Source organism: Metabacillus sp. B2-18 (assembly GCF_021117275.1).
GTDB lineage: Bacteria > Bacillota > Bacilli > Bacillales > Bacillaceae > Metabacillus.
The window spans coordinates 488229-513765 of record NZ_CP088245.1; the positions used below are offsets into that span (position 1 = coordinate 488229).

Here is a 25537-nt window from a genome sequence, read left to right on the forward strand (position 1 = left end):
TTAATATACTTAATACAGTTAATGGTAAAGTTTTATGGAAGATAATGCAATATAAAATTTAGATATTTTAAGTTATTTTGTAGGTGTAAAGATATACAAATGTAGTACAAATATTATACAATAATGAAAACGTGAAACTGAGAGGATGGAAGACAGATGTTTGGATTAAAGAAAAAACCAATAGAGGATTATACATTTCAACCAAAAATTAATTTTCCAGAAGACCATGAAATTGCGGTTGTTTCTGATAAAGAAATTTCTTTAAGACTTCAGTATATGGGCTTTAAAAAAGAATATCTTGAAATACTACAACAATCACAACCTTTTTTATTAGATATCATCGACGAGGTACTGCAAAATGTTCTAAATCACCTTTTCAAACAACCACTACTACAAAAGATAGCCACAGAAAATACGACTAGAGATCGGTTATACAAAGTGTTTGTACATTATTTTAAAAGTATCCTTAGTGGAAATCTTGATGAAGAATATTTTCAAATGAGAAAAAGAATTGGAAGTACACACAATGGTGCTAGTTTACCAGCGTCATGGTTTATTGCTACTTATTCTGCATTGAACACCTTGTTAATTCCTCAAATTGTAAAAAAGTTTGAAAAGGATCCAGAAATGCTATCAAAGGTTCTTTTGGCTGTAACACATGTGACAAATCTTGATTCACAATTAGTAATTGAAAACTATATTGGATCAAGAATGAATGAGCTGGAGCAACTAAATGCGTCCAAAGAGTCTCTACAGAAGGAATTAGTAGCTATTAGTCAAGAAGTTGCAGCTTCAGTAGAAGAAACGGAAGCAACGATCTATGAAACAAGTACAAAAGCTGACCAAATACGAAAGGAAATAGAATTAACTCAGAAAAGTAGTCAAAATCTAGTTAGCTTAACAAATGAAAATGAATCACAAATGGGATCAATGATTGGTACCTTTAATGATGTTATTGGCGGGATGGACAAGTCAATCAAGGGAATTATTGATTTGAAAAATACTTCAGAAATGATACTGGCTATGACAAGAAGCATCGAAGAAATTGCTGATCAAACAAATCTATTAGCATTAAATGCCTCAATTGAAGCGGCTAGAGCTGGTGAAGAAGGAAAAGGCTTTGCCGTTGTGGCATCAGAAGTAAGAAAACTCGCAGAAAACTCTAAAAAGATGAGTAATGAGATCAAAACATTAGTTGAAAAAAATAATAACTCTACTAAACATTTAGTTGATAATATGAAAGCGATGAATGACTCAACTCAAGCATCACAAGATAAAATTCAGCAGGTAAAAGGTGGATTACTTACAGTAAAGATGGAAATGGTAAACTATTTATCAATGTTTGATCGCAATAAACATGATCTTGATTCTATTGTTCAATCTATTAAAGAGATTAATCATACAACGAGCAGTTTATCTGATTAGCTAACTCTTTATTAGAGAAAGCTGAGGATGGTCAACAGTAGATTAGGAGATGCCGCGTAATGCGGCTTTTTGTGTTTGGTGCTTACGCAGCTATTTTTGTCGAATGATAGATTATATGGCAAAATTGATAGATAAAAAAGGAAGTCCTTAATTTTGCCTCTATTGCTCCCACTTTTCTTACTATTAACTACCTGTTATGCTATACAATAGATAAAATTGTTGAAGGATTGGATAAAATGAGCATATTACAGGTAGAAAATCTATATAAAACATATGGTGAAAAGACATTATTTGACCATATATCATTTACCATTGCAGCAAAGCAGAGGATTGGATTAATAGGAGTTAATGGAACGGGAAAATCAACACTATTAAAGGTGATTGCGGGCATAGAGTCAGCTGATTCAGGTGAGATAACTCATTCAAATACAATAAGAATTGAATATTTATCACAGCAGCCAGAATTAACTGAGAACTTAACAATTTTAGAGCAAATCTATTACGGTGATGCCCCGATCATGCAGGTAATGAGAGAATATGAACTTGCTCAAAGTGAACTTGAACGGGACCCAGAAAATGAAACAAAGCTCAAGCATCTCATGAATGTGCAGGCGAAAATGGATCAGCACGATGCTTGGGAAGCAAATACTGTAGCAAAAACAATATTAACGAAACTAGGAATTACCGACTTTCAAAAGCCGGTCAACCATTTATCAGGTGGTCAAAAGAAACGGGTTGCTATTGCTAAAGCCTTAATTCAGCCTGCAGACATACTCATTCTCGATGAGCCGACGAACCATCTTGATAATGAGACAATTGAATGGCTTGAAGGCTTTCTAGCACAATATAAAGGTTCTATTGTTCTTATCACTCATGATCGTTACTTTTTAAACCGTGTAACAAATCAAATATTTGAATTAGATCAGGGCCAGCTTTATACATATTCAGGTAACTATGAGGTTTTCCTAGAGAAAAAAGCTGAGAGGGAAATGAACGCAGAGCTAGCTGAAGAAAAACGTCAGAACTTGTTAAGACGCGAATTAGCCTGGCTTAGACGAGGTGCAAAGGCACGAACTACTAAACAAAAGGCACGAATTGGTAGAGCGGAGGAACTTCAGGAACAAAAAGGACCTGCAGCAAAGCAAGATTTAGATTTTTCGATTGGTTCCACTCGACTAGGGAAAAAGGTGTTAGAGCTTGAACATATTTCTAAAGCTTATGATGGCAGAAGCCTTATAAATGATTTTAGTTATTTAATTACTCCAGGTGAAAGGCTTGGAATTATCGGTCCAAATGGAACAGGAAAGTCGACACTTTTAAATATTATGGCAGGGCGTATTAAAGCTGATCAGGGAACAATTGATGTAGGAACAACGGTTAAAATTGGTTTTTATACACAAGAGCATGAAGAAATGGATGAAAACCTTCGTGTTATTGAATATATTAAAGAAACAGCTGAAGTAGTCTATACGATTGATAATCAAGTCATAACAGCTGAGCAGATGCTTGAACGCTTTTTGTTCCCTCGCTCAGCTCAATGGACCTACATTCGTAAGCTCTCAGGTGGAGAAAGAAGAAGGCTCTACTTATTAAAAGTTTTAATGGAGGAGCCAAATGTTCTTTTTCTAGATGAGCCAACAAATGACCTTGATACACAAACATTAAGTGTGTTAGAAGATTATTTGGATCAATTTCCGGGAGTTGTGTTAACTGTATCCCATGATCGCTATTTTCTTGATCGTGTAGTCGATCATCTGATCGTTTTTGAAAGCAATGGAAATATTACTCGATTCCAAGGCAGTTATTCAGATTTCATGGAAGAGAAAAAACTACAGGAAATGAATTCAGTAAAAGAAGAAACAGCTACCGATAAAACCTCATACAAAAAGGATAAGAAAAAACGCCTTTCCTATAAAGAACAGCAGGAATGGGAAGGAATTGAGGATAAAATTGCCGAGTTGGAAGAACGAAAAGAGCAACTAGAACAGGAGATTGCTGCAGCAGGAAGTGACCTTGGAAAAGTACAAGAGCTTTATAAAGAGCAAGAGAAAGTCGAGCAAACCTTGGACGAAACCATGGAACGTTGGGAAGAATTATCTCTTCTAGTTGAAGAAATTGAACAGAGTAAATAATGGAAGAAGACTTAGTGCACCCTATGAAGTGTATTAAGTCTTTTTAGCTTTTTGATAGGTAAGTTATCTTGTGGAAGAGCACGATCTATAAATTTAATTAAACATTTGTTCAAACTTACATTGAGGAATTACATGGGTTGTGTTGTCTGTAGTCAGGTCAAACCGGCTTCTGATCAAGTCAAAATCATAAGACGTTAAGTCAAAACAAGGATTGGTCACGTCTAAATCCGGTAGTCACGTCAAAAGGTTCTCCGTTCTCAAAATGCAGTCAATCCATTCGAACTATCCGAATTGAAACATACACTTCATATAATCCTCATACGTGTGTATCCTTTTCACTTTGTTTATAATACAGGTAACAAACGTAATAGAATGGAGTTTAGTTTTATATGAAAACAAAGGATGAAATTAGACATAAGGTTTGGAATCAGCTTACTGAGGAGAAGAACGGGCGCTTTCCTTTTCCTCTAGTAAATCGGATTCTTAACTTTAAAGGATCGGAAATTGCTGCAGCTCATATTACAACATTGCCGGAATATAAAGAAGCAAAAGTGATTAAAGTAAATCCTGATGCTCCACAGCTTCCGTTGCGTAAACAAATTCTTTTAGATGGGAAGGTATTACTTGTCCCTACTCCACGTCTTAAGGCTGGTTTTATTTTGGTAAAACCGGAGTGGGTTCCTGCTGGGGAGGAACGTAAAGCCGCAAGCTTAAGTCACATTAAATCATATGGAAAAGAAATTCCTTTAACAGAAATACCGCCCATTGATTTAATGGTCGTTGGTTCGGTTGCAATTCATTCGGACGGGAGAAGACTGGGGAAAGGGGAGGGCTATGCTGATCGTGAATATGCAATTATCCGTGAGTTGGGTAACCCACCTGTTCCAATTGTTACGACTATTCATAGTACCCAATTAGTTGGTGATGATATTCCTAGAGATACATTCGATTTAACGGTAGATTGGATTGCAACTGAAAATGGACTTACAAAAACTAATTCTCCATATGAAAAACCTAATGGTGTTGAGTGGAACCATGTTTCAGAGGAAGAAATGATCGAAATGCCGGTATTAAAACAGCTTTGGGACCTAAAGTATTCTAAGAAAGAAATTTAATCAACGAGAGTTTAGAATAGACGCAAGGAACGGACAGGAAGTAAGATATAAGAAAATATGTAAGAACTTTTAAGAGGTGACCAGATTGGTTGCAAACGTGCAGCTAGAACATGAAGCAATTGAATTTATAAAAATCGCTTATAAAGAACTTGGGAAATCAAGCGACCAAATAGATGAACGAATAAAAGAAGTTAAATCTCAAATAGAATACAAAGGCTATTACGACCATACCTTTGAAGAGCTCGAGCATGGAGCGAAAATGGCATGGCGAAACAGTAATAAATGTATTGGGAGATTATTTTGGAATTCATTAACTGTATTTGATCAACGCCATACACAATCAGAAGAAGAGGTTTTTCAAGCGTTGCAAAATCATATTTCCTTTGCTACAAACGCTGGTAAGATTAGGCCGGCTATCACTATTTTTAAGCCTTCATTAGGGAAAGAAAATGATGTTAGAATATGGAATCATCAATTAATTCGCTATGCAGGATATGAAACAGAGCACGGAATTTTAGGAGATCCGGCTTCTATCTTGTTTACAAAGCAATGTGAGAAACTAGGCTGGCGGGGAGAGGGAACGAATTTTGATGTGCTTCCACTCATTATTCAGGTTAATAATCAACATCCTAAGTTGTTTGCAATACCAGAAGATAAAGTATTAGAGGTGTCTATCGTCCACCCAGAAATAAAAGCTATAGCAGATCTTCATTTAAGATGGTATGGTGTTCCAATCATTTCCGATATGAAGCTGGAGATTGGTGGGATTGAGTATACAGCAGCCCCATTTAACGGTTGGTATATGGAAACTGAAATTGGTGCAAGAAATTTAGCTGATTCGTTTCGCTACAATCTTCTACCTAAAATAGCTTCGATTATGAATTTAGATACAAGAAGTCATGCAAATCTATGGAAAGATAGAGCGCTTATCGAACTGAATGCTGCAGTTCTTCATTCCTTTAAAAATGCAGGTGTAAGTATTGTTGATCACCATACTGCTGCTCAGCAATTCAAACGGTTTGAACAAAACGAACGTGAAAATTCCAGAGACATTACTGGTGACTGGACGTGGTTGATTCCTCCTGTATCACCTACAACAACACATGTTTTTCATCAAAGCTATGAAAATAAAGTGATAAAACCAAATTATTTTTATCAAGCATTACCATATGACTAATTAGGGGCACACATTATGGTGTGCCTCTAATTCTTTTAAGAGAAAATTATTTGCTATGTTTCTCAAGAAGGTTAGCTAGAAAATGTTTTTTGTAGCTTTCGAGTTTTCTCTCTTCATGACGGCGAACACCTAATTTCTTAAGTTCTTCAACATACCATCCTTTGCTTCCGTAATGCATTGAAATCACCCTTTCAGCTGAATTTTTTAGAATAAATAGAGCATCGTTCAATAGAACGTAACAAAAATAGCCTCTATTCCGATAAGAATAGAAGCCATTTTAAGTTTTGTGGTGTCATTGTAACATCTATAAAACTGTGTGAAAAGGGGGGATTTTCAACTTTTTTCTTAAAAAACTGCCGTAGAGCGATTTTAAAGAACAGAAAAATTTTATGATAAAAAACATTAGAAATTGACAAATGCTTTGTTTTTTAGAGAAAACTCGAATTATTTTGCAAATTATAATGGGATATTTTGCCCATTCATGATATATTTTCTTTATAAAAGGGGTACACATAAGGGGGATATGTATGAATGCGATAGAAAAAATGGTTAATACTGATATGACGAAAAAAAATACATTAATGTTTATTAGTTTCTCCATTTCCTTGATAATGGCTATGGCTAAAACAATAGCAGTTCAGGATATGTCCAAGGGGATTTTTTATGGAGGACAATTGTTAGCGTTTACATTGCTGTATCTTATCTTTCAAAAGCTATTAAATAAACCAGTATTTTTCCCGTACACTAGTATTTTTACAATCTATGTATTTTTGATTTCTGCTCTTTTTATATGGGGGCCGAATGCTGAAATTATTATTATTATTTTATTTTTAACCTTAATTTCCTCTATCCATATGAAGAGGGATATCTTTGCTTTAGGCTATACACTAGGGTTCATCGCTTTTACTTTATCATTTATTTTGAGACAAGAAGATAACTTAGCTTTATCAACTATTTTTGCTTCAGCAGGAATTGTCTATGTATTATCAGGGTTAGTCCTTGGAATTGTTATTCAATTAAATGCACGACAATTCCGTCAGCTACAGAATTTTCTTGATCAGGCTGAAAGTGAAGCGAGTGAGAAAGAGAAACAGAAGCAACATCTTGAAATAAATGTATCTGGAATTGTGGAAGCCATTTCGATTGTTAATAAGCAAGTTCAAGATAGTTTAGAAGCGCAACAAGAAATGAAACAGGCGATTACGGAAGTATCAGCCGGCAGTCAAAATCAATCAGACCAAATTAATGATATATCGGAAAATGCAAAGTTAACGATGAAATCAATGGAGAAGCTTCATTCTATTTCAAATGATCTAAAAGAAGATTCCACTCGTGCAAGTAACATTATTCTTGAAGGGAATCAGCAGGTATATGAATTAAATTCAGATATGCACCAGTTAAAAGCTATGATTACTGAGTTAGATCATACGTTTAAGTTACTAACAAACACAATTACAGAAATGAATCAATTAACAAATTCAATAAAGGAAATCACTGACCAAACTGGTTTACTTGCCTTAAATGCGTCTATTGAAGCTGCCCGAGCCGGTGAATCTGGCAAGGGGTTTTCAGTTGTTGCTTCAGAGATTAGAAAGTTAGCAGATGTGACAAGGGCTACAACAGAAAAAATAAATGAAAATCTTCAAACTTTAAATGAAAGTAATGCAGCTGCTGTTTCAAAGATGGAGGACAGTTATTCTTTTATTGATCGAAGTGTAAAGTCAACGGACAAGGTAAGTACATCGATCGATCATGTGAAGAAAACATTAGAAAACCTATCTTCGCAATTTGAACAATTTACACAGTTTGCTAATCTTGTGAAAGGTCAGTCACGTGATGTACAGCTATCCACAAATGAGCTGGCAGCTATTATTGAACAATCTTCAGCAAGTCTTCAGGAAATGAGTGCAACTGTTGAAAACTTAACAGAGGATAACAAGACAATTGCACAATTAATGGGAGAAACGTCTATAAAAGCTGAAAATTTGAGACATACAAATTTATGACATTCATACAAAAAAGCTGTAAAACGAGATACTTCTTCGTTTTACAGCTTTTTTTAACTAGCTTCTATATGTTTAACCTGTTTTAATTCTGCTTTTTGAAACATCACATAATATAAGAATCCACTTAATACTGCTAGTGCTCCAAGAATCACAAAAGTAATTTGATAACCAAACCATAATGACATTGGGATGGCGATTGGTGCAATCGTACGCCCAATTGTATATCGCAGGCTAGCAGCGGCAAAATATTGACCACGCATATGATCAGGGGCAAGTTTTGAAACAAACGTTTGTTGGATTCCGGCTGTCATAAGTTCTGCAAATGTAAAGATTGCCATAGCTAGGATGTAGAGCCAAAGAGAGCTCGTAAAACCGAAAACAACCATTGAGATTCCATAGATGAAAGAAGAAAGGACAAAAACATTCCTCTCTTTGAATGTCCCCATCCATTTTGTTATGAAAATTGTAAATAGAGCCACAAGTAAACCATTTTCTGAAAGAATCAAGCCAAATGCTTGCTCACCGTTTAATGTTAAGGACCAATCACCAAAGCGGAACATTTCTTGCTGTTGAATCATGTCTGTCATATAAACAGGAATAATCATATCTAGCTGCATAAAGGTAAGTGCAACGAGAACACCTGCAATTATATAAAGTAAAAACGTTTGGTCACGGAAGATAATTCGATAATCTTGGATTTGTTGTAGTATGGGACTATACCATCTCCGGGCCTCATCAGCTGAACTTGCTTTGTAGGGAGGTGCAGTTTCTCTTGTTTGCTTTGCTAATAAAAGAGAAAGCAACATACAAATGAATCCTGCAACTAATAATACTTCAAATGGATACTGAACATAAAAAATTGCACCTAAAATAGGTCCGATGACAACAGCAATATTAATAGATGTATAAAAAATAGCAAAAACGCTACTACGATGCTTTTCTTCAACTACGTCGGCAACCATTGCTTGAGAGGCTGGCCAGTAAAAAGAACCAAATACTCCTGCGAACGCAAAACAAATAAAGCCGAGAATAGGCATTTCGAGCCAAGGAGAATTTGATAATGCAAATATCATAAAGGATAAACCTTGACCACATGAAGCCATTACCATCATGGTTTTTCTTCCGAATCGATCAGCACAATATCCACCCATTAAATTGGCAAGAACTGAAAAAACTTGCGATATAATAAGGAATAAGCCGGCCTGTGCTTTACCGAATTCATCAGCGAAATAAATCGTTAAAAAGGGGAAGAACATCCAAAATGTTATGTTCATCAAGGCTTCACCAAATAATCGTATCTTAAGATTTGTATCCCAATCTCTTATTTTCATTTTGAATACCTCGATTCTAAAAATCTACGTTCCTCATCATACTCTTTCGGGTTACGAAATACAATAGAGTTTTGAAAAACTTTACTTAAACGTAATGTGTTTTTTTTGTATTTAAAGTTTGATTTATACCTAACTCACATACATGAAGAGTTTCGCAAATGTTGTTTTCTTGTTCATAATTAGGGAATTTATAATTTTAAAGGAAGTTGTACAAAATGAAATAAATAAAACATTCATTCGAGGAGGGATAGAGTGAAAAAATCTTATCTTCTATTTCTTATTATTTTACTCTTAACAGGTTGTGTGCAAAATACAGAAGAGCAAGGAGATCAACCTGTAGAAGAAGATAATGTAACAGAAGAAGAAACAATAGATACCGAAACAAATGAGGAAGAAGCAGCTGAGTCTCCAAAAGGTGAGAAGGAGCTCGTATTAGAAAATGCTGAAAAAGTAATAGGTTACTTAAAGGATCAAAACTTTAAAGAACTTTCTACCTATGTTCATTCGGATAAGGGTGTGTTGTTTTCGCCATACGCTTTTATAGAGGACGATGCTGTTACATTCAAGCAAGAGGACATCTTGCATTTCTTCCATTTCGAAGAAGAGTATACATGGGGGGTAAGAGATGGAAGTGGTGAGCCAATTAAGTTAATTCCAAGTGAATATTATGATGAATTTATTTATGATGCGAGCTACCATCAGGCCGATGAGGTCGTTTATAATCCAGAACAAGCACGAGGGAATAGTATTAAAAATATCAGAGACAAATTTCCTGATTCTCAAGTCGTTGAGTATTACGTAAAAGGAACAGAGGAAAATGGCAATATGGATTGGAAGGCATTAAACCTTGTTTTTGAAAAAAATGCTAAGGATGAATGGAAGCTTGTTGCGATTGTTCATGATCAGTGGACGATATAACGTGATTAATCCTGTATACCTGTGAGTTTAAGCATCATGGGTGTACAGGATTTTTTTGTTTGCTTCATAATTGTCTTATCAATATGATAACAACTATCGTTCCTGTTCCCAGAAAGACACCATCACCTTAAATTCAAATCGGAAGGTTTTTAATCCTGTTCCGTTTCTTGTCACACCTTCTTGTGCATTTCAATAAAATATTAAAAAGCCTAGAAGGGAAGAGAAGTGAATGTGGCAATGGACCATAGGTTTAGTTCTTGTTTTGATGATTGTCTGCTCAATAGGTATTTATTTGTTAAGCCGTCTTCTTCTTTCGCCGACAAGAGTTCCTTATGACAAAACGTATAAGCTTGGTATTCAAAAGGGAGAAATTGATGCCAACATCTTTCGCACGATAGAAAAAGAAGAATTATATATCCCGTCTTACCATGGATATAAGCTACATGGAATGCTTTTTCCGGTGAAAAACAGTAAAAAAGTAATTATAATTGCTCATGGAATTCGCTGGTCTTTGTTTGGAAGTTTTAAATATGTGGATATGTTTCAGAAAAGGGGATTTCACGTTTTGCTATGTGATCATCGGTTTCATGGATTAAGCGGAGGAAATTATACCTCTTTTGGTTACTATGAAAAAGATGATTTAAGAGCGTGGATTGACTACTTATCAGTGCGAATGGGAGATCGTGCATTTATAGGTTTGTTGGGCGAATCACTTGGAGCTGCCTCGGCATTAGAGGTAAGCAAACGAGACAACAGAGTGCAGTTTTGTATTGCTGACTGCTCATTTAGCGATTTTTCAAGCTTATTAAAATTAAGATTGAGGCTTGATTTAAGGCTGCATTTTTATCCTCTTATTGATGTTGTAAGTCTTATAATTAAGTTACGTCATGGGTGGAGTTTCCCTGAAATTTCACCAATAAAAGGGTTAGAAAAAACAAAAACCCCCATTCTATTTATTCATGGTAAAGAAGATACGTTTATTCCTTTGCAAATGACGTTAGACATGTTTAAACGAAAAAAGGGAAATAAAAAGCTCTATTTAGTTCCTGAAGCAGGTCATGCAGAAGCATATAATACAGATCCGAAGGGCTATGAAAAGAAAGTAAGTGACTTTATAAAGGAAATTGAAAGTGGGTTAAGAGAAGAGGCCAACTTATGTTAGTCGGCCTTCTTTGTAAAGAGGTAAGAAAGAAAGTTTAAAATTTTGTACGTAGTTTTAGTGTCTAGCGCAAGCACCTAGCCCCTCGAGGTCATAAGCTAATTTGCCATTGAAGGCCAAGAACGCCTTCCATGGCAAATCATCTTATTGCCCGAGGCTGGTCAAGGCGCTTGCGCTTTTCTATTATCCCAAATCCCACGCTTCATGCAGCTTAGGTACGTCAGAAATGAGCTGCTGTGTGTATGGATGCTGAGGGTTCATTAAGACATTATCGGCACTCCCTTGTTCAACAATTTTTCCTTTTTCCATGATATAAAGTGTATCACTTACATAATAGGCAAGACCGACGTCATGAGTAATGAAGATAATCGTCATATTGTTTTCTTCTCTTAGCTTTAGTAACATATCTAAAATAGTAGAGCGAGAGCAGGCATCAACCATTGAGGTTGGTTCATCTGCTAGTAATACCTTTGGATGAAGAAGAAAAATTCTAGCAATCATCAAACGTTGCATTTGTCCACCTGAGAGCTCAAAAGGATATTTATTATAAAGTTCTTCAAATTTCAGGTTAACAAACGTACATGCTTCTTTCATTTTCTCAAAGCGTTCTTCCTTAGAAAGCTTTAAGCCTTGTAGTTCAATACAGTCATTTAATAGTTTTTCGACTTTATGAAACAAGTTAAAAGAAGAGAATGGGTCCTGAAAAATAGCTTGAATATCCTGCCAGTATGCTTTTCGATCACGATGACTTTTTAGTTTGCGTGACTTTCCTTTATACTCGATATCTCCACTTGTTTCCTTTAGTAGCCCCATGACCATTTTAGCGAGTGTTGTTTTCCCACTCCCACTTTCACCAACGATTGAAATAATTTCTCCTCGGTGGAAGTTAAAGTTTACTTGGTCAACGGCTGTGTTTTTATTTTTCCCATAACCGAAAACTTTTGTTATGTTTTTCCCGCTAATTAAAACCTCTTGATCAGGCTTCATTTGCATACCACTCCTTTAGCGTCTCATTGTCAATTCGACAACGATACAAACGTTCACCTAGATGTTGAGTTGTAATTTTTCCGGTACGGCATTCATCTGTTGCATAGGAACATCGTTCAGCAAATCGGCAGCCATCTATTTTCTTTTTTAAATTAGGTGGTGCTCCTGGAATCGCAGCTAGTTTATGTTCCTTCATGCCAGATTCAGGGACAATAATGGAGCCCATTAGCTTTTTGGTATAAGGATGAATGGGATTAAATATAACGTCTTCGGCTTTTCCTCTTTCGACGATTTCTCCTGCGTACATCACCATAATTTCGTCTGTTACATGATAGAGAAGAGGAAGTTCATGTGTAATGAATACTAGTGAACGGATGAATTTTTTATCTAATAAATCTTTTAATAATTTAATGACAACTTTTTGGGAAGTCACATCGAGTGCAGAGGTTGGTTCATCAGCGATTAATACTTTTGGATTTAAAATGGTTGAAATAGCAATAACCGTTCTTTGTTTCATCCCTCCAGAAAGTTCATTCGGATAAGAATTTAACACTTTAGGTGAAAGATTTAATGTTTCAAATCTTTCAGCAGCCATTTCATAGACTTGTTTTTTCGACAGTTCTGGTTGATGTTCCTTCATAATGTCTTCAATAAACTTAATAATCTTAATGGTTGGATTTAAGGCATTCATTGCCGCTTGTGGAATATAGGCAATTTCTCTGCCTAACACTTGTTTTCTAAGCTTTTCTTTTTCGAGCTTCATAATATCTACACCATTGATATTAATAGAACCGCTACCAAAGTGAAGTGGAGGAAAGTAGAATCCCATTAAGCTTAAGGCTAAAGTCGATTTACCACATCCTGATTCTCCGGCAATACCAATTGTTTTTCCATCTTCAAGGTGAAAATCCACACCATCAACAGCATAGACCTTTTCTTTTAATCTGGTTTTATAGTAAGTTTTTAATTCTTTAACATCAAGAATATGTTTACTCATATCATTAACTCCTTATCTTAGGGTTAAAAATTTCATCCATCCCAGTATTCATTAAATAGAGAGAAAATGTAATGATCGCAATAGCTATTGCTGCAGGTATAAACGCCCACCACGCACCGGATACAGGAGCTTCAAAGATTAAAGCCCAGTTCATAATAATACCAAGAGAAATTGTATTGTATGGTCCAAGTCCCAGCATAGAGATTGATGCCTCTGAAAGAATACCTGATGCTGTTTGCAGAACAAATGCCATTACAACATAAGACATGATGTAAGGTAAAATCTCAAAAATAATGATTCTTGGTGTGCTATGACCAGATATTTTTGCGATATTAACGTGATCTCTGTTTCGTAGAGAGGATGTTTGAGCGCGGACGGCACGTGCTGTCCATGGCCAACTTGTTATGCCAATTACAATCGCTGTAATTAACGAACTTCTTGAATCTATACTGACTGAGATCAGAATTAAGACAATGAAAGATGGAATAACGATAAAGATATTGGTGATGGCAGATAAAATTTCATCAAAAATTCCTCCGATATAACCGGCGGATAACCCGATGATTAACCCAATAATCGTTGCACTTAAGCCGGCAATTAATCCTACAAAAATGGAGGTCTTGATTCCATAAATAAGTTCAAGAAATAAATCTCTTCCAAAGTTGTCGGAGCCTAACCATAACTCAGCACTTGGTGGCTGAAAGGCGAGTGCAACCATTTCAGTTGGATCAGCAGTATTAATTAAGGGATAGATCGTTACAAATGCGAGCATCAACAAAAATGAAATGGAACCGATAAGAAATTTTGGGGAGCGAATTAATATTTGTAAAGAACTGTTCATATCATTCTTCCTCCATTTGCGAAGCTTTGATTCTAGGGTCAACCAACCCATAAATAATTTCAATGGTGAAATTAGCTAATAGAACGGATATGGCAATAAGAAGAGTAGCACCAGATATGAGTGGATAATCTAGTTGACGTATTGCAGTAAATAGCCATGTTCCGATACCAGGATAGCTAAAAACAATTTCAGTAATTAATGACCCGCCGATCATCGTACCGATTGATAAAGCCAAACCTGTAATCTGTGGTAACATTGCATTTTTAAATACATATCTAGAAATTGTAGAATCTTTAATACCAAGTAATTTGCTATATAAAACATAATCTGTGTTTAATTCGTAAATCGACATTTCTCTCATTCCGATAGCTTGACCACCAATTGTAACCAAGACAATCGAAATAAAAGGGAGGAAGTGGTGACTAATTACAGATCCAATAAACTCAAAGCTTAAATTTGGTGTCATCTGATAATTGTAGCCGCCGGATGTTGGGAACCAATTAAGAGTTAGCCCAAAGATATAGAGCATAATAATCGCCAAAATAAAAAATGGGATGGAGTTGATAAATAAAAATGTAGGGAAAAGCACTTTATCAAATACACCTTTTTTATAAGCAGCAATAGCTCCAAGGGCATTTCCTACGATCCAACCTACAAGGATAGCAGGCAGTTGGAGAGCTAATGTCCAAGGAACAGCTGAGGCAAGAATAGAAGTAACAGACATAGGATAGAGTCCGAATGACGTTCCTAAATCACCCTTCAATAAATTTCCTAAGTAAATAAAAAATTGTTCCCATAACGGCTTATCAATACCAAACTCTGCAGCAAACGTATCGTATACCTTCTTGATTGAATCACTGTCTGTCATCCCTTGAGTCATTTGGTTGGCAATCACACTTACTGGATTTCCTTCTATTAACCTTGGTAGAAGGAAGTTAAGCGCGACTGCAATAAACAAGGTCACAATATACCAGAGGGATTTTTTTAAGAAAAACTTCCGATAGGCATTCATGACTTCACAGCACCCCCATTATTAGGACTTTTAGTTTTGGAAAGGAGTAGTTGGGATAACCAGCATTAATAATCCCAACTACCTCTATCTATCTTTCAATCTATTTATTTGTGATTTGATACAAGTCTTTTACACCTGCTCCGTCAATAGAAATTTGTGGTGGAATGTTATTGCCATCTCCTTCAACTGCAAAGCCTTTCCAAACCGATTCATTCACTGTATGGAATACCCAAGGTCTATACATAAGTGGGATTGATGGAATGTCTTCTAAATAAATTTTTGTAAGTTCTGTGTACATTTCTTTTAATTTCGCTTCATCTGTAATTGTTGGAATTTCCTTAATTAACTCATCAGCTCTTTCATTTTTATATCTTCCCCAGTTCCAGAACGCCATTTCACCAACTGGAGCTACACCTTCTGAATACATGATTGTTCTCGCTCTATCCCAAGGCTGACTCGGACTAACTGCACCCGCAGGCGTATTCATAATGATGTCAAATTTCCCTGTTTGTAAATCATTTGTCCAAACAGGAGCTTCAGGGAAGTTCGTTCTAATTTCAATTCCAATGGCTTTAGCGTTTTGTGCGACAATTTCTAGGGCAGCATTCCAATCAGACCAACCATATGGACATTCAATTTCCCATGGTCCAAGTCTTACCCCATTGAGAACACGAATACCATCTGCTCCTTTTTTCGCTCCAATACTATCAAGCAGCTTATTGGCTGCATCAACATCTGTTGTCCATTGAAGTGATTTAATGGCATCTTGATCTACATACTTTGTTTCAGAAGGAGTATCTAATGTAATAGATGGTTTCATTTCACCAGAATATCCACTCATTGCTAACTCTGAAATTTTGTCATAATCAATTGCCATCGCAATTGCTCTTCTAACATCTGGATTATTTAATCCATCTTTTGTCATATTAAAGAAAATAGAAGGCATTGAACCAGGTAAGTAGTATGGTTTGTCTTGCACATATGTTTTGATAGGTGCACCATCTTCCCACATTTTCCAAACCTGAGGAATAAATTGTTGTGAAACGTCAACTTCTCCTTTTTTAAATGCTAGAGAACCTGCAGCATTATCCTTATAAATTACATGACTTACATACTTCGGAGCCGGTAAGCCACCAAATAGAGATTGTCCCCAGTAGTTATCATCTCTAATTAAGGTGATCTTTTGGTTATCATATGTGTGCATTTTGTATGGGCCAGTACCAACAGGATCTGGATTCACTTCTTCACGAATCTTGGCAATATCGTTCCCACTTTTAGCTTCAATTTCTTCCCAAACATGCTTAGGCATCATCGGAACTAATTGAAGACTATCTAAAACTGTGAGTCGATTAGGATTATCTTGTTTTAAGCGGATATTAACGGCGTTATCACCGTCTGCTTCTACCGCATCAATTGCTTCCCAGAAGTTGCTCCAAGAGATAGAGTATTTACTTCCTAGTTCATAGGAGTACACAACGTCTTCAGAAGTGAATGCTTCTCCGTCATTCCACTTTGCATCAGGATTTAATTCAATGTGAAGTGTCGTGTCATCAGTCCATTCATAACTTGTACCAAGTAATGGCTCTAACGCACCATCAAGCATATTAATCATGAAAAGATTTTCATAGATTAGTGTTCTCGAGTTCGCATAAGCAATTGGAAAGGATGGATTTCCCCCTAATGGACTAAAGGTTGAAGGCGGTCCCCATTGTAAACCATTTACATACAATGTTTCATTTCTTGGTGTTGTTCCGGATGAATTTTGTTCTGAATCATTTCCTTCTTCACTTGGAGTTGGTTCATTTGTTGTTGGTGGCTTTACCTCATTGTTACAAGCAGCTAGTAGTCCAATTACCATGATTAGACTGAAAAATAAACTTAAAACGCTTTTTAACCTCATTAACCAGTTCCCCCCTCTGATTCCAATAAAGTAAACGCTTTCAAGTAAAATATATTATTTGTTTTGAAAACAAGAACTAATAATTTAAAAATTTCAGAATTATTTTTTGAATTTTTTGAAATTTAGGGATGGAGGACTATCTTTAGCGTGGTCTAGAGATTGTATTTGGGATTAGAAAGGGATGGGCTATGGGCTTCGGAGAAGGGAGGGGATGAACGACAAAACGGGAATAGTTCGTAGCCGGACTGTCGTTCATAAGTGTGATGAACGACAAAAAGGGAATTGTTCGTAGCCACACTGTCGTTCACCAAGAAAATGAACGACAAAACAAAACTCCACAGGAAGAATATGTTCTTCATCACCAAGCTACTTTATACATTTTACTGCTCTCCTAATTTAGCAACCATATCCCAAGAAGTCCCATCAATACCAGTTTTCTTGAATCCAAATCTTTCATATAAACGTAGAGCAGGATTGGAGGGATCCACACTAAGTGAAATTCTTAGAAATCCTTTTGATGCTGCTTGTGATTTTATTTCTTTTAGCAATTCTGATCCAATGCCTTTTCCTCTGAATTTTGGAAGAATGGCCATGCTTAGGATTGGTGTTTCCTCATCAATATAACCATATGTTTTAGACAAATCGTCAAAGAGGCGGATCCAAACAGCTCCAAGTTTATTTCCGTTTGAATCAACAGCAAGTAGTGCTAGATCTCCGTTTCTTCCCCAGTCTTTGACGTAACTAGCCATCTTCGGTGTTTCAATAATACTGCGTGGAGGTTTTTCTGAATGTTCATCCACATATACTGCTTCGTATAGCATATCCCAAAGAAAATGTACATCGTCTTTTGTTGCTTCTATAACTTTAATTGTCATTTATATCAACTCGCTTTTTTTTTAGTTAATATTCGCTACTATTTGAAAAAACTCCTTTTTAAGCAAAAAAGTTTATAGTGAGACAAGCACGGGTAATAAAGAAATGTATTCAAAAAGAGGAGGTTATACAATATGTCTAAGCATATTGCTGTTGTCTTAACTGATTACTTTGAGGATATTGAATATACTGATCCTGCTAAAGCATTTAAAGAACAAGGTCATTCTTTAACTACAATTGAAAAGGTTAAAGGGAAAACAGTGACAGGAAAACAAGGTGAAGCAAGAGTTGAAATCGATGCTTCTATCGATGAGGTAGATTCTAGTCAATTTGATGCCTTGTTTATACCGGGGGGATTTTCTCCAGATCAATTAAGAGCGGACGAGAGATATATTCGTTTTGCAAAAGAGTTCATGGAAGATCAAAAACCTGTTTTTGCGATATGTCATGGACCACAATTGCTTATCTCTGCCGAAGCATTAAATAATCGTGATGTAACTGGTTATCAATCCATTATGATTGATTTGAAAAATGCTGGTGCAAATGTACATGATAAAGAAGTTGTAGTTTGCGGCAACCAACTCGTAACAAGTAGAAAACCTGATGATTTACCTGCTTTTACTAGAGAATCATTAAAATTAATTTCTTAAAACAAACGTTTGTTTAAGATGCAATTGTAAAGACCCCCCTAACCAAAAGGGGGGTTTACTTATTTTTTATTCTTTGAATGATCTTCAGTTGGCAAAGGGTCAACACGATAGGAATCTTCAGCATTAATAGCAGCTTTTAACCCATAAAGAACAAGGATAATTGAGATTATGAGGAATCCACATAAACTGATTGTAGCTAACCACCAATTTAACATAAAAAAATCCCCCTCCTTTTTACATTCATATGTAAGTAGGGAAGGAGTCAGAATTAGATTATTGTCCTTTGCGTAGATTTCCTAATTCTTCTGCAATAGCTTGCATTTCATTAGGGCTGAAGGAATTTCTCTTCATAACATGCTCGTAAATATCCTTCAATTCTTCGTACATTTCTTCATCAAAATGAGAAGGTTTAATAGCACCTAGATTTAGAACTCTGAGTTTTTCCTTGATTTGCTCAATCATATACTCAACATTTTCAACTGACTTTTCAGTAAGGTTCATTCCCTTCAGTCCTTTCGCGAAATCGGTAATCATTATGGTTATTGTAACATGAAATACTAGCACACATTCAAAAACTTGTTACTTAGTCCTAATTAAGTATATAACGACGAATTGTATTTGAATAAGGAAAAATATTATCATAATAAGTAGAAATAATTGTTTTTAAAAGAAAACTATTGGGAAAAAGGTAAGGAGGATATAATGGTTAACATTTTATTTGTTTGTTTGGGGAATATATGCCGTTCACCAATGGCTGAAGCTGTTATGAGAGATTTAGTTAAGAAGGAAGGGTTAGATGAAGCCATTCAAATTGATTCAGCTGGAACAGGAAACTGGCATACAGGGAAACCCCCACATGAAGGAACTCGTCGCATTTTAGATCATTACAACATCTCTTATGAAGGACAAAAGGCAAGGCAGCTTACAAAAGAAGATCTATCTCAATATGATTATTTGATTGGGATGGATAATGAAAATATTGGGAATATTAGACGTTTAGCTGGATATCATTCAACAGGGAAAATTCAACGATTATTAGATTATGTAGAAGAGTCGGACATATTAGATGTTCCTGACCCATATTATACAGGTAACTTTGATGAAGTTTTTGAGATGGTCCATAAAAGCTGTAGCAACTTATTAAAAGAAATTAAATCTTTACATAAACTTTAATGATAGGAGGTATGTTAGGTGGCAAATGAAAATAAGTTAGTTAGAGGTATTGTAATCGGTGCCCTTGTTGGAGCAGCTGTTTCATTATTGGACAAACATACTCGTGAAGACGTTATACAAGCTGGTAAAAATGTATCCTCAAAAATTAAAGGCTATGTTGATGAACCTACTACATTAACGAGCGAAGTTAAGCAAAAGATAGATAATGTGAAGGATAAAGTACAAGAAGTATCAGAAGATCTTTCCTTTCTAAATGAAAAGGTGAAGGAGCTTAGGGAAACAACACCACAAGTTGTAGGCTTAGTACAAGAAACAAAAGAAAGGTTCATTCCGAAACGAGACCAATCGTGAGGTGAATGCATGTTTAAAGAAGGTTCGTTCCTAAAAGAATTAGTCAAAAGATTTACAAGTGATGAGGTACCAGGCCTTTCAGCTCAGCTTTCTTATTTCTTTTTATTGTCGTTATTTCCTTTTCTCATTTTTTTAATCACCTTGCTTGGGTATTTACCGATTTCTCAAGAGGATGTATTAAACACAATAAAACAGTTTGCTCCTGGAGAATCAATGCAATTAATAAATGATACGTTAAATCAAATTTTAAATGATAAAAATGGTAAGCTTTTATCATTTGGTATTATTGCAACCCTTTGGTCAGCATCCAATGGAATTAATGCTATTGTTCGAGCTTTTAATAAGGCGTATGATGTCGAGGAAAGCCGCTCGTTCTTTGTTTCAAGAGGGATGGCAATTCTACTTACAATTGCAATGGTTTTTGTCATTATAGTAGCTCTTTTATTACCCGTGTTTGGAAAAGAAATTGGCCTTTTTATTTTTTCTCATTTTGGTGTGTCAGCACAGTTTTTAACGATTTGGAATACGATGCGCTGGCTTGTAAGTGGAGTAATACTTTTCATTGTGTTTACAGCCCTATATTTTGTTGCACCTAATAAGCGTTTGCATCTTAAGGACGGAATACCAGGTGCGATTGCCGCAACAATCGGCTGGATTGCTGTATCACTTGCGTTTTCTTATTATGTTGGTAATTTTGCCAACTATAGTGCCACATATGGAAGTATTGGAGGAATTATTGTTTTAATGGTGTGGCTTTATTTATCAGGAATGATCATTATTCTTGGTGGGGAATTTAATGCACTGTTATATAAACGGAAGCATGCCTTAAAGTGAATTACCAAATGTTTTAGTTCATATTGCATCCCTTAAAGTGAAATAGTAAGTAAGAAGACAAAAGTCTTTATTTTTATGAAAAGTGGGGGATTAAACAATGGCAAAACATACAAAAAAAGGTGGAAGCCATAACAAGCAAAACTCGAAGCAGAGTCCGAAGCATAAAACAAGCGGAAGTGCAAACGGTCAAAACGGTTATCATTAAATAAGAAAGGGCTGGCTAGGTTTAAAACCTAGTCAGCCTTTTTCTTTACTCAGCATGCTCCAAACAGCTGTTATAAACGGTGCTGTAGATATGTTCAATATCAGCATCTGTCATATAAAGTAAAGAGTCTTTGTCAATTTCCTTCATTCTTTCAATAAATTCAATCATGTTTTTACGTTCCTGTCTGTTCATCATTTTCCCATCTCCCTTTGTAGTTGTTATGATACAGTTTATTGTTGTTAGTTGTATTATATAACAGATTATTTAAAATGTTCAAACCTTTTTTGAAAATTTTTTAAAAGAGGCGCCAGCAGGCTCTGAAAATGAAAAAAGCTGACAAGATGTCAGCTTGAAAAATGATCCATGGAGGGATTAGTGGATTTTTCTGTTGTTAAAATTGGTTTATAGAGAGTAACAGCTATAAATATAAGTAACAACATACTACTAATGATGAAGAAATAGCTAATATCATTGGTGTACTTGATAAAAATACCACCTAGATAAGGGCCAGCTAGACTGCCAACACTAAAGGCAACTCCACATAGGAGATTTCCGGTTGGGAGCAGGTTTTTTGGCATTAGGTCAGTCATGTAACTGATTCCTAGTGAGAAGGTAGAGCCTACAACCGTTCCAGATATGAATAAGCAAATAATCAGAGCAGTTGGAGAATGTTCAACAAAACTGGCTATTGTAAAGCTCAAAAAGCCTGTGAATAAAATAAACATTAACACAGTTCTTCTTCCAAATTTGTCACTTAAAATGCCAAGCGGAAGTTGAAATGTGATTGCTCCTATTGCAAAAGAAAACAGTAAAATAGAAATATTCGTTACATCAAGACCAATTCGGAGTGCGTAAACAGGAAAGCTACCGTTTAATGAGGATTCTAAAAATCCATATCCTAAAGGAGGTAAAAATGCAACCCATCCGTATTTCCATGCACTTCTAAATCGTTTCATTGTTTCTTTCATTGAATTAACCTCAATGGTTTGCTCAGGAAAGTCGTTTTTTAGAAGAAACAATAGAGCCCAGCCTATAAAACAAAGAACAGATGAAATAATAAAAGGCAATGCTTCGTTTATGTTAACGAGTGATGCAAGTAATGGACCTGCTGCAAAACCAACGCCAAAAAATAGGCCGTACAGTGAAATGTTTCTTCCTCTTTTATCCTCAGACGAAAATGAGGTAATCCATGTTTGTGTACCAAAATGCAGGGCATGGTCACCAATTCCAATCAAAAGTCGCAGGCCAAACCAAAACCAAAAGGATTTCCATAACGGAAATAATGCAAGAGAGGAAGCTACGACTAAGCCGCCGAGGATAATAATTGGTTTATAGCCAAACCGTTTTAATGGATATTCCATAAAGGGAGATACTAAAAGAATACCAATGTATAGAGCTGTTGCGTTTAAGCCATTTAGGTCTGAAGATACCCCACTATTTTCAAAAATAATTGCAATTAGTGGTAGAAGCATTCCTTGGCTAAACCCTGATATCCCGACAATAGAAACCAATATCCAAAAACGAACTCGTTGAGTATTCATGTAAGCACCTCTCATGATTTTAAAAATAATTCTTAAATGCCAGTAATACTTTAAACCGAATAACAAAATTATACAAGAAAAATAAGATAACATTCTTTTGTAATCGTCGTTTTTTAGATACAATAACTTAAAAACTGAGGTGAAGATAATGGAATTTAAAATGAAGAAAGAAGTTGGCTTTACAACAACAACAGAATATGGAGAATTGCATATAGCAGGCGATGAAGCCTACGGGTATAGACCTTATCAACTAATGGTCGCATCAATTGCTGTTTGTAGTGGTGGTGTATTGCGGAAGATTTTAGCTAAGAAAAGAATAGAGATAGAGGATTTAACTATATCTACTGATGTAGAACGTAATGAGGCTGAAGCAAATAAGATCGAAAAGATACATATTCACTACAAAATTAAAGGTCATAATTTAAACGAAAACAAAATTCATCAATCAATTTTATTAGCTAGTAAAAATTGTCCAATGGCTCAGTCAGTTAAAGGTAGTATTGAAATAGAGGAAACATTTGAATTGATCCAAAAGTAATAAATGAAAAAGCCAGATGAATGATTCACCTGGCTTTTCCGAGTTTATAATGACAATGTTTCAGGTTCACTTGAAGACTTTTCGAAATAACGATAAGAAGAAGGTGAAATTTTTAAAAGCATATAGTTAGGATCATCTGCACTTGGAATCCAACTTTTTAAGTGCTCATTCCAGAATTTTTCTTTAAGTTCCTTAGATTCCTCTACCATAACTGTTCCTTCCACCTCCACATATGGGTCGTCCCATCCTTTACAATCATTTCCTAATAAAATATGAACATTAGGGTTTGCGTTGATATCCTCAACCTTGTGGGTGTCTTTATTGGTGGCTGTATATAAAACTAAATCCTCATTAAAAAACAGCATGAATCGAGAGAAAGGCTTGTTTTGACTGATAGTTGCTAATGTACCTACTTTATGATTTTGTACGACTTCAAGTAATTTATTTTTCAAATCCTCACTCATTGGATAAGCTCCTTTCTTTCCTCATACAATATAGTTGCGTATGTAAAAAGCTTCACACTATATTAATGTGCAATAAAACGATGGATTTCATTCATCTTTAGTGTAAAGGAAGTTAAAGAGTTGAGAATTGGTGTTTAATTACTTAAACAAAAAGAGACTCTGTGTATAAATACACAGAGTCTTATAGTTTGTGTAGGACGAAACAGATAACTAGAGAAATTGGTAACGCTTGCAAAAAAGCGTTAAATTCCTAGGGACACTTTATCGTGTACCTATATGATACTATAATCTTTAAGGATTGTAAATATTCTGTTTATTAATTTTACTATTTGTTTTAAAGTAATGTTTGTCCTCATATTTATTAGCATCTACTTAGAAAGGAACTAAAAGGATGAAGATTAGAATTTTATTTTATTTAATTGGCCTCTTCTTAATGGGTTTTGGTGTCACACTGACAATAAAAGCTGACTTAGGAGCTGGAGCATGGGATGCCTTAAACGTTGGTCTGTCAAATGTTGTTGGGTTAACAGTAGGAAGTTGGGTTATTATCATTGGGGTAATCTTAATATTTATTAACGCCTTAATCGTTAGAGGTAAACCTAAATTACTAGCTGTGGTTACAATTTTATTAATAGGTTTTTCAGTTGATTTTTGGCTAATAGTAGTTATGAACAACGTTCATTTAAGTACATTATTATTACAGGTAATATCTCTTATCGCCGGGATAATACTTATTGCCATTGGCGTAGCCATGTATTTGCAAACAAAATTTCCTGCTAATCCAATTGATCAACTGATGATCTCATTGCATGAAAGGTTTCAATTGAACTTTATGATCGCTAAAACAATTGGAGAGGTTACCGCACTAATCTTAGCGTTTATTTTGCAAGGACCCATTGGTGTAGGGACAATCATCATTACCTTTTTAATTGGGCCAATGATTCAATGGATAAATAAGCCTATGACGAAGAGGTATGAGTTATTGCTAAAGAGATAGTAGAGAAATCGTCATGCTTAAGAACTTTATAGAAGTACTGATTAAAAATTTTGGATAAACCATTTCCCGATTGAAAACAATAATGATAAGCATGTTGAAAGGAGTAAAAACCATGAAAAGAAGATTGCTCATTTCTTTAGTTTTGCTTTTATCATTTAGTTTTTCAAGTGCTGTATTAGCAGAAGGGAAAACACAAAAGCCGAAGATGCCTGGATCGGTAATGGATATATCAAAAGAAAACACATATCCAAACCCTACTCAGGATTTACCCTATTTACAGCCAAGTGAGCTAACTCAGCAACTGATTGACACATCAGAAGTTCCAATTGAGAATCCTGATTTGATTCGGATTTTAAATGAATCCACCATTTCTGATGCACCACTTGCCTTCGGATATCGTGCCACCATTTATTTAGGTCAGTGGGCACTTAATTATGAATCAACTGAAACAGCAACAAATTGGGAGTATCAAAAAATAAACACAAATTATCAAGATAATCGTGGTGGAAAATCACAAATTCAAATGCATTATCGCCAGGAGGCGCAAAAATCTGTAAAAGGTGGCTTAACCGCAAAAGTCCCTGAAGCAGAGCATGTTAAAAAAATGATGTTGTTAGAGGCAATGAAGAAAACAAGTTTACCATTAGCGTTTGAAACAATCATTGGGGCAGGAACAAAGAAGGATCAGGTGTATAATGTACCACCTAAAAAATTAGGCTACTTATATGCTTATGCTCCTGCAGTTAATGAAAAAGGAAAAGTAACGTATGGTGAAGTTTATTTGGTATTAAAAGGTAATAAGAAAAGCATTGTTGTAAAGAATATAACATCACAAGGAATTGGCGCATGGATTCCATTACAAGATCATGCATCATTTGGATTTGTTACATCTGATCAACCTAGATAACCAT

Annotated in this window: 27 protein-coding genes; 14 read left to right on the forward strand and 13 right to left on the reverse strand. The window is 35.5% G+C overall.

Features of this window, described 5'->3' with window-relative positions; translation table 11 throughout:
• Positions 1-156: 156 nt before the first annotated feature.
• The 4 genes from LPC09_RS02460 (at position 157) to LPC09_RS02475 (ending at position 5849) form a co-directional block, all read left to right on the forward strand.
• On the forward strand, positions 157-1425 hold the full coding sequence (locus LPC09_RS02460) for a globin-coupled sensor protein (RefSeq protein WP_231308910.1): 1269 nt from the start codon (positions 157-159) through the stop codon (positions 1423-1425).
• A 236-nt stretch (positions 1426-1661) separates the two neighbouring features.
• Positions 1662-3557: an ABC-F family ATP-binding cassette domain-containing protein gene (locus tag LPC09_RS02465; RefSeq protein WP_098799250.1), complete on the forward strand. Its 1896-nt coding sequence runs from the start codon at positions 1662-1664 to the stop codon at positions 3555-3557.
• 389 nt (positions 3558-3946) lie between these two features.
• Complete coding sequence (locus LPC09_RS02470; RefSeq protein ID WP_098799251.1) at positions 3947-4672, forward strand: 5-formyltetrahydrofolate cyclo-ligase; 726 nt, start codon at positions 3947-3949, stop codon at positions 4670-4672.
• 85 nt (positions 4673-4757) lie between these two features.
• A complete protein-coding gene (locus tag LPC09_RS02475; protein WP_231308911.1) occupies positions 4758-5849 on the forward strand; it encodes a nitric oxide synthase oxygenase in 1092 nt (363 codons plus the stop codon).
• 46 nt (positions 5850-5895) lie between these two features.
• Here the strand turns inward: LPC09_RS02475 and LPC09_RS02480 are convergent, their stop codons facing one another.
• Positions 5896-6027 carry a YflJ family protein gene (locus LPC09_RS02480; RefSeq protein ID WP_098799252.1) on the reverse strand — a complete coding sequence of 44 codons (132 nt, stop codon included), beginning with the start codon at positions 6025-6027 and terminating at the stop codon, positions 5896-5898.
• A 349-nt stretch (positions 6028-6376) separates the two neighbouring features.
• Between LPC09_RS02480 and LPC09_RS02485 the strand changes: the two genes are divergently transcribed.
• Positions 6377-7855, forward strand: a complete 1479-nt coding sequence (locus LPC09_RS02485; protein ID WP_231308912.1) for a methyl-accepting chemotaxis protein — start codon at positions 6377-6379, stop codon at positions 7853-7855.
• A 53-nt stretch (positions 7856-7908) separates the two neighbouring features.
• On the opposite strand, the gene LPC09_RS02490 is transcribed toward LPC09_RS02485, so the two are convergent.
• The gene (locus tag LPC09_RS02490) at positions 7909-9186 is read right to left on the reverse strand and encodes an MDR family MFS transporter (protein WP_098799255.1); all 1278 of its coding nucleotides are present in this window, start codon (positions 9184-9186) and stop codon (positions 7909-7911) included.
• Between the two features lie 252 nt (positions 9187-9438).
• Between LPC09_RS02490 and LPC09_RS02495 the strand changes: the two genes are divergently transcribed.
• Together LPC09_RS02495 and LPC09_RS02500 are read left to right on the forward strand one after the other, a co-directional pair.
• Positions 9439-10104, forward strand: a complete 666-nt coding sequence (locus LPC09_RS02495) for a hypothetical protein (protein ID WP_231308913.1) — start codon at positions 9439-9441, stop codon at positions 10102-10104.
• Positions 10105-10333: 229 nt separating this feature from the next.
• Positions 10334-11266 carry an alpha/beta hydrolase gene (locus LPC09_RS02500; RefSeq protein ID WP_231308914.1) on the forward strand — a complete coding sequence of 311 codons (933 nt, stop codon included), beginning with the start codon at positions 10334-10336 and terminating at the stop codon, positions 11264-11266.
• A 180-nt stretch (positions 11267-11446) separates the two neighbouring features.
• On the opposite strand, the gene LPC09_RS02505 is transcribed toward LPC09_RS02500, so the two are convergent.
• The 6 genes from LPC09_RS02505 to LPC09_RS02530 form a co-directional block, all read right to left on the reverse strand.
• A complete protein-coding gene (locus LPC09_RS02505) occupies positions 11447-12250 on the reverse strand; it encodes an ABC transporter ATP-binding protein (protein WP_231308915.1) in 804 nt (267 codons plus the stop codon).
• Entirely contained in the window at positions 12240-13247 is a 1008-nt protein-coding gene (locus LPC09_RS02510) for an ABC transporter ATP-binding protein (protein ID WP_121664431.1), read from the reverse strand. Before LPC09_RS02510 ends, LPC09_RS02505 begins: the two co-directional genes overlap by 11 nt.
• A 4-nt stretch (positions 13248-13251) precedes the next feature.
• Positions 13252-14088: an ABC transporter permease gene (locus tag LPC09_RS02515; RefSeq protein WP_212138046.1), complete on the reverse strand. Its 837-nt coding sequence runs from the start codon at positions 14086-14088 to the stop codon at positions 13252-13254.
• A 1-nt stretch (position 14089) separates the two neighbouring features.
• Positions 14090-15100, reverse strand: coding sequence for an ABC transporter permease (locus LPC09_RS02520; protein ID WP_231308916.1), 1011 nt, complete (start codon positions 15098-15100; stop codon positions 14090-14092).
• Positions 15101-15200: 100 nt separating this feature from the next.
• Complete coding sequence (locus LPC09_RS02525) at positions 15201-17000, reverse strand: ABC transporter substrate-binding protein (RefSeq protein WP_231308917.1); 1800 nt, start codon at positions 16998-17000, stop codon at positions 15201-15203.
• A 380-nt stretch (positions 17001-17380) separates the two neighbouring features.
• Positions 17381-17875 (reverse strand): GNAT family N-acetyltransferase, encoded by a 495-nt coding sequence (locus LPC09_RS02530; protein ID WP_212138043.1) that lies wholly within the window; start codon positions 17873-17875, stop codon positions 17381-17383.
• 132 nt (positions 17876-18007) lie between these two features.
• Here LPC09_RS02530 and LPC09_RS02535 point away from each other — a divergent pair, with 132 nt between their 5' ends.
• The gene (locus tag LPC09_RS02535; RefSeq protein ID WP_231308918.1) at positions 18008-18523 is read left to right on the forward strand and encodes a type 1 glutamine amidotransferase domain-containing protein; all 516 of its coding nucleotides are present in this window, start codon (positions 18008-18010) and stop codon (positions 18521-18523) included.
• 59 nt (positions 18524-18582) lie between these two features.
• On the opposite strand, the gene LPC09_RS02540 is transcribed toward LPC09_RS02535, so the two are convergent.
• Both LPC09_RS02540 and LPC09_RS02545 read right to left on the reverse strand, forming a co-directional pair.
• Complete coding sequence (locus LPC09_RS02540) at positions 18583-18738, reverse strand: hypothetical protein (protein ID WP_212138041.1); 156 nt, start codon at positions 18736-18738, stop codon at positions 18583-18585.
• Between the two features lie 58 nt (positions 18739-18796).
• Positions 18797-19024 (reverse strand): DUF1128 domain-containing protein, encoded by a 228-nt coding sequence (locus LPC09_RS02545; RefSeq protein WP_098799261.1) that lies wholly within the window; start codon positions 19022-19024, stop codon positions 18797-18799.
• Positions 19025-19225: 201 nt separating this feature from the next.
• Here LPC09_RS02545 and LPC09_RS02550 point away from each other — a divergent pair, with 201 nt between their 5' ends.
• Genes LPC09_RS02550 through LPC09_RS02560 form a run of 3 tightly spaced genes read left to right on the forward strand, consistent with a single transcriptional unit; the run spans position 19226 to position 20881 of the window.
• Complete coding sequence (locus tag LPC09_RS02550) at positions 19226-19696, forward strand: low molecular weight protein-tyrosine-phosphatase (RefSeq protein ID WP_231308919.1); 471 nt, start codon at positions 19226-19228, stop codon at positions 19694-19696.
• Positions 19697-19714: 18 nt separating this feature from the next.
• The gene (locus LPC09_RS02555) at positions 19715-20047 is read left to right on the forward strand and encodes a YtxH domain-containing protein (RefSeq protein WP_212138039.1); all 333 of its coding nucleotides are present in this window, start codon (positions 19715-19717) and stop codon (positions 20045-20047) included.
• Between the two features lie 9 nt (positions 20048-20056).
• Positions 20057-20881, forward strand: a complete 825-nt coding sequence (locus LPC09_RS02560) for a YihY/virulence factor BrkB family protein (RefSeq protein ID WP_231308920.1) — start codon at positions 20057-20059, stop codon at positions 20879-20881.
• 250 nt (positions 20882-21131) lie between these two features.
• Here LPC09_RS02560 and LPC09_RS02565 read toward each other — a convergent pair whose 3' ends face one another.
• Both LPC09_RS02565 and LPC09_RS02570 read right to left on the reverse strand, forming a co-directional pair.
• On the reverse strand, positions 21132-21278 hold the full coding sequence (locus LPC09_RS02565) for a BH0509 family protein (RefSeq protein WP_121665164.1): 147 nt from the start codon (positions 21276-21278) through the stop codon (positions 21132-21134).
• A gap of 152 nt (positions 21279-21430) precedes the next feature.
• Positions 21431-22627 carry an MFS transporter gene (locus LPC09_RS02570; protein ID WP_231308921.1) on the reverse strand — a complete coding sequence of 399 codons (1197 nt, stop codon included), beginning with the start codon at positions 22625-22627 and terminating at the stop codon, positions 21431-21433.
• 148 nt (positions 22628-22775) lie between these two features.
• On the opposite strand from LPC09_RS02570, the gene LPC09_RS02575 reads away from it, so the two are divergent.
• Entirely contained in the window at positions 22776-23165 is a 390-nt protein-coding gene (locus LPC09_RS02575; protein WP_231308922.1) for an OsmC family protein, read from the forward strand.
• A gap of 44 nt (positions 23166-23209) precedes the next feature.
• On the opposite strand, the gene LPC09_RS02580 is transcribed toward LPC09_RS02575, so the two are convergent.
• Entirely contained in the window at positions 23210-23629 is a 420-nt protein-coding gene (locus tag LPC09_RS02580; protein ID WP_212138035.1) for a pyridoxamine 5'-phosphate oxidase family protein, read from the reverse strand.
• Between the two features lie 391 nt (positions 23630-24020).
• Between LPC09_RS02580 and LPC09_RS02585 the strand changes: the two genes are divergently transcribed.
• Positions 24021-24626 (forward strand): YczE/YyaS/YitT family protein, encoded by a 606-nt coding sequence (locus LPC09_RS02585; RefSeq protein ID WP_231308923.1) that lies wholly within the window; start codon positions 24021-24023, stop codon positions 24624-24626.
• A 112-nt stretch (positions 24627-24738) separates the two neighbouring features.
• Positions 24739-25533, forward strand: coding sequence for a YfkD famly protein (locus tag LPC09_RS02590; RefSeq protein WP_098799269.1), 795 nt, complete (start codon positions 24739-24741; stop codon positions 25531-25533).
• The last annotated feature ends 4 nt before the right edge of the window (positions 25534-25537 follow it).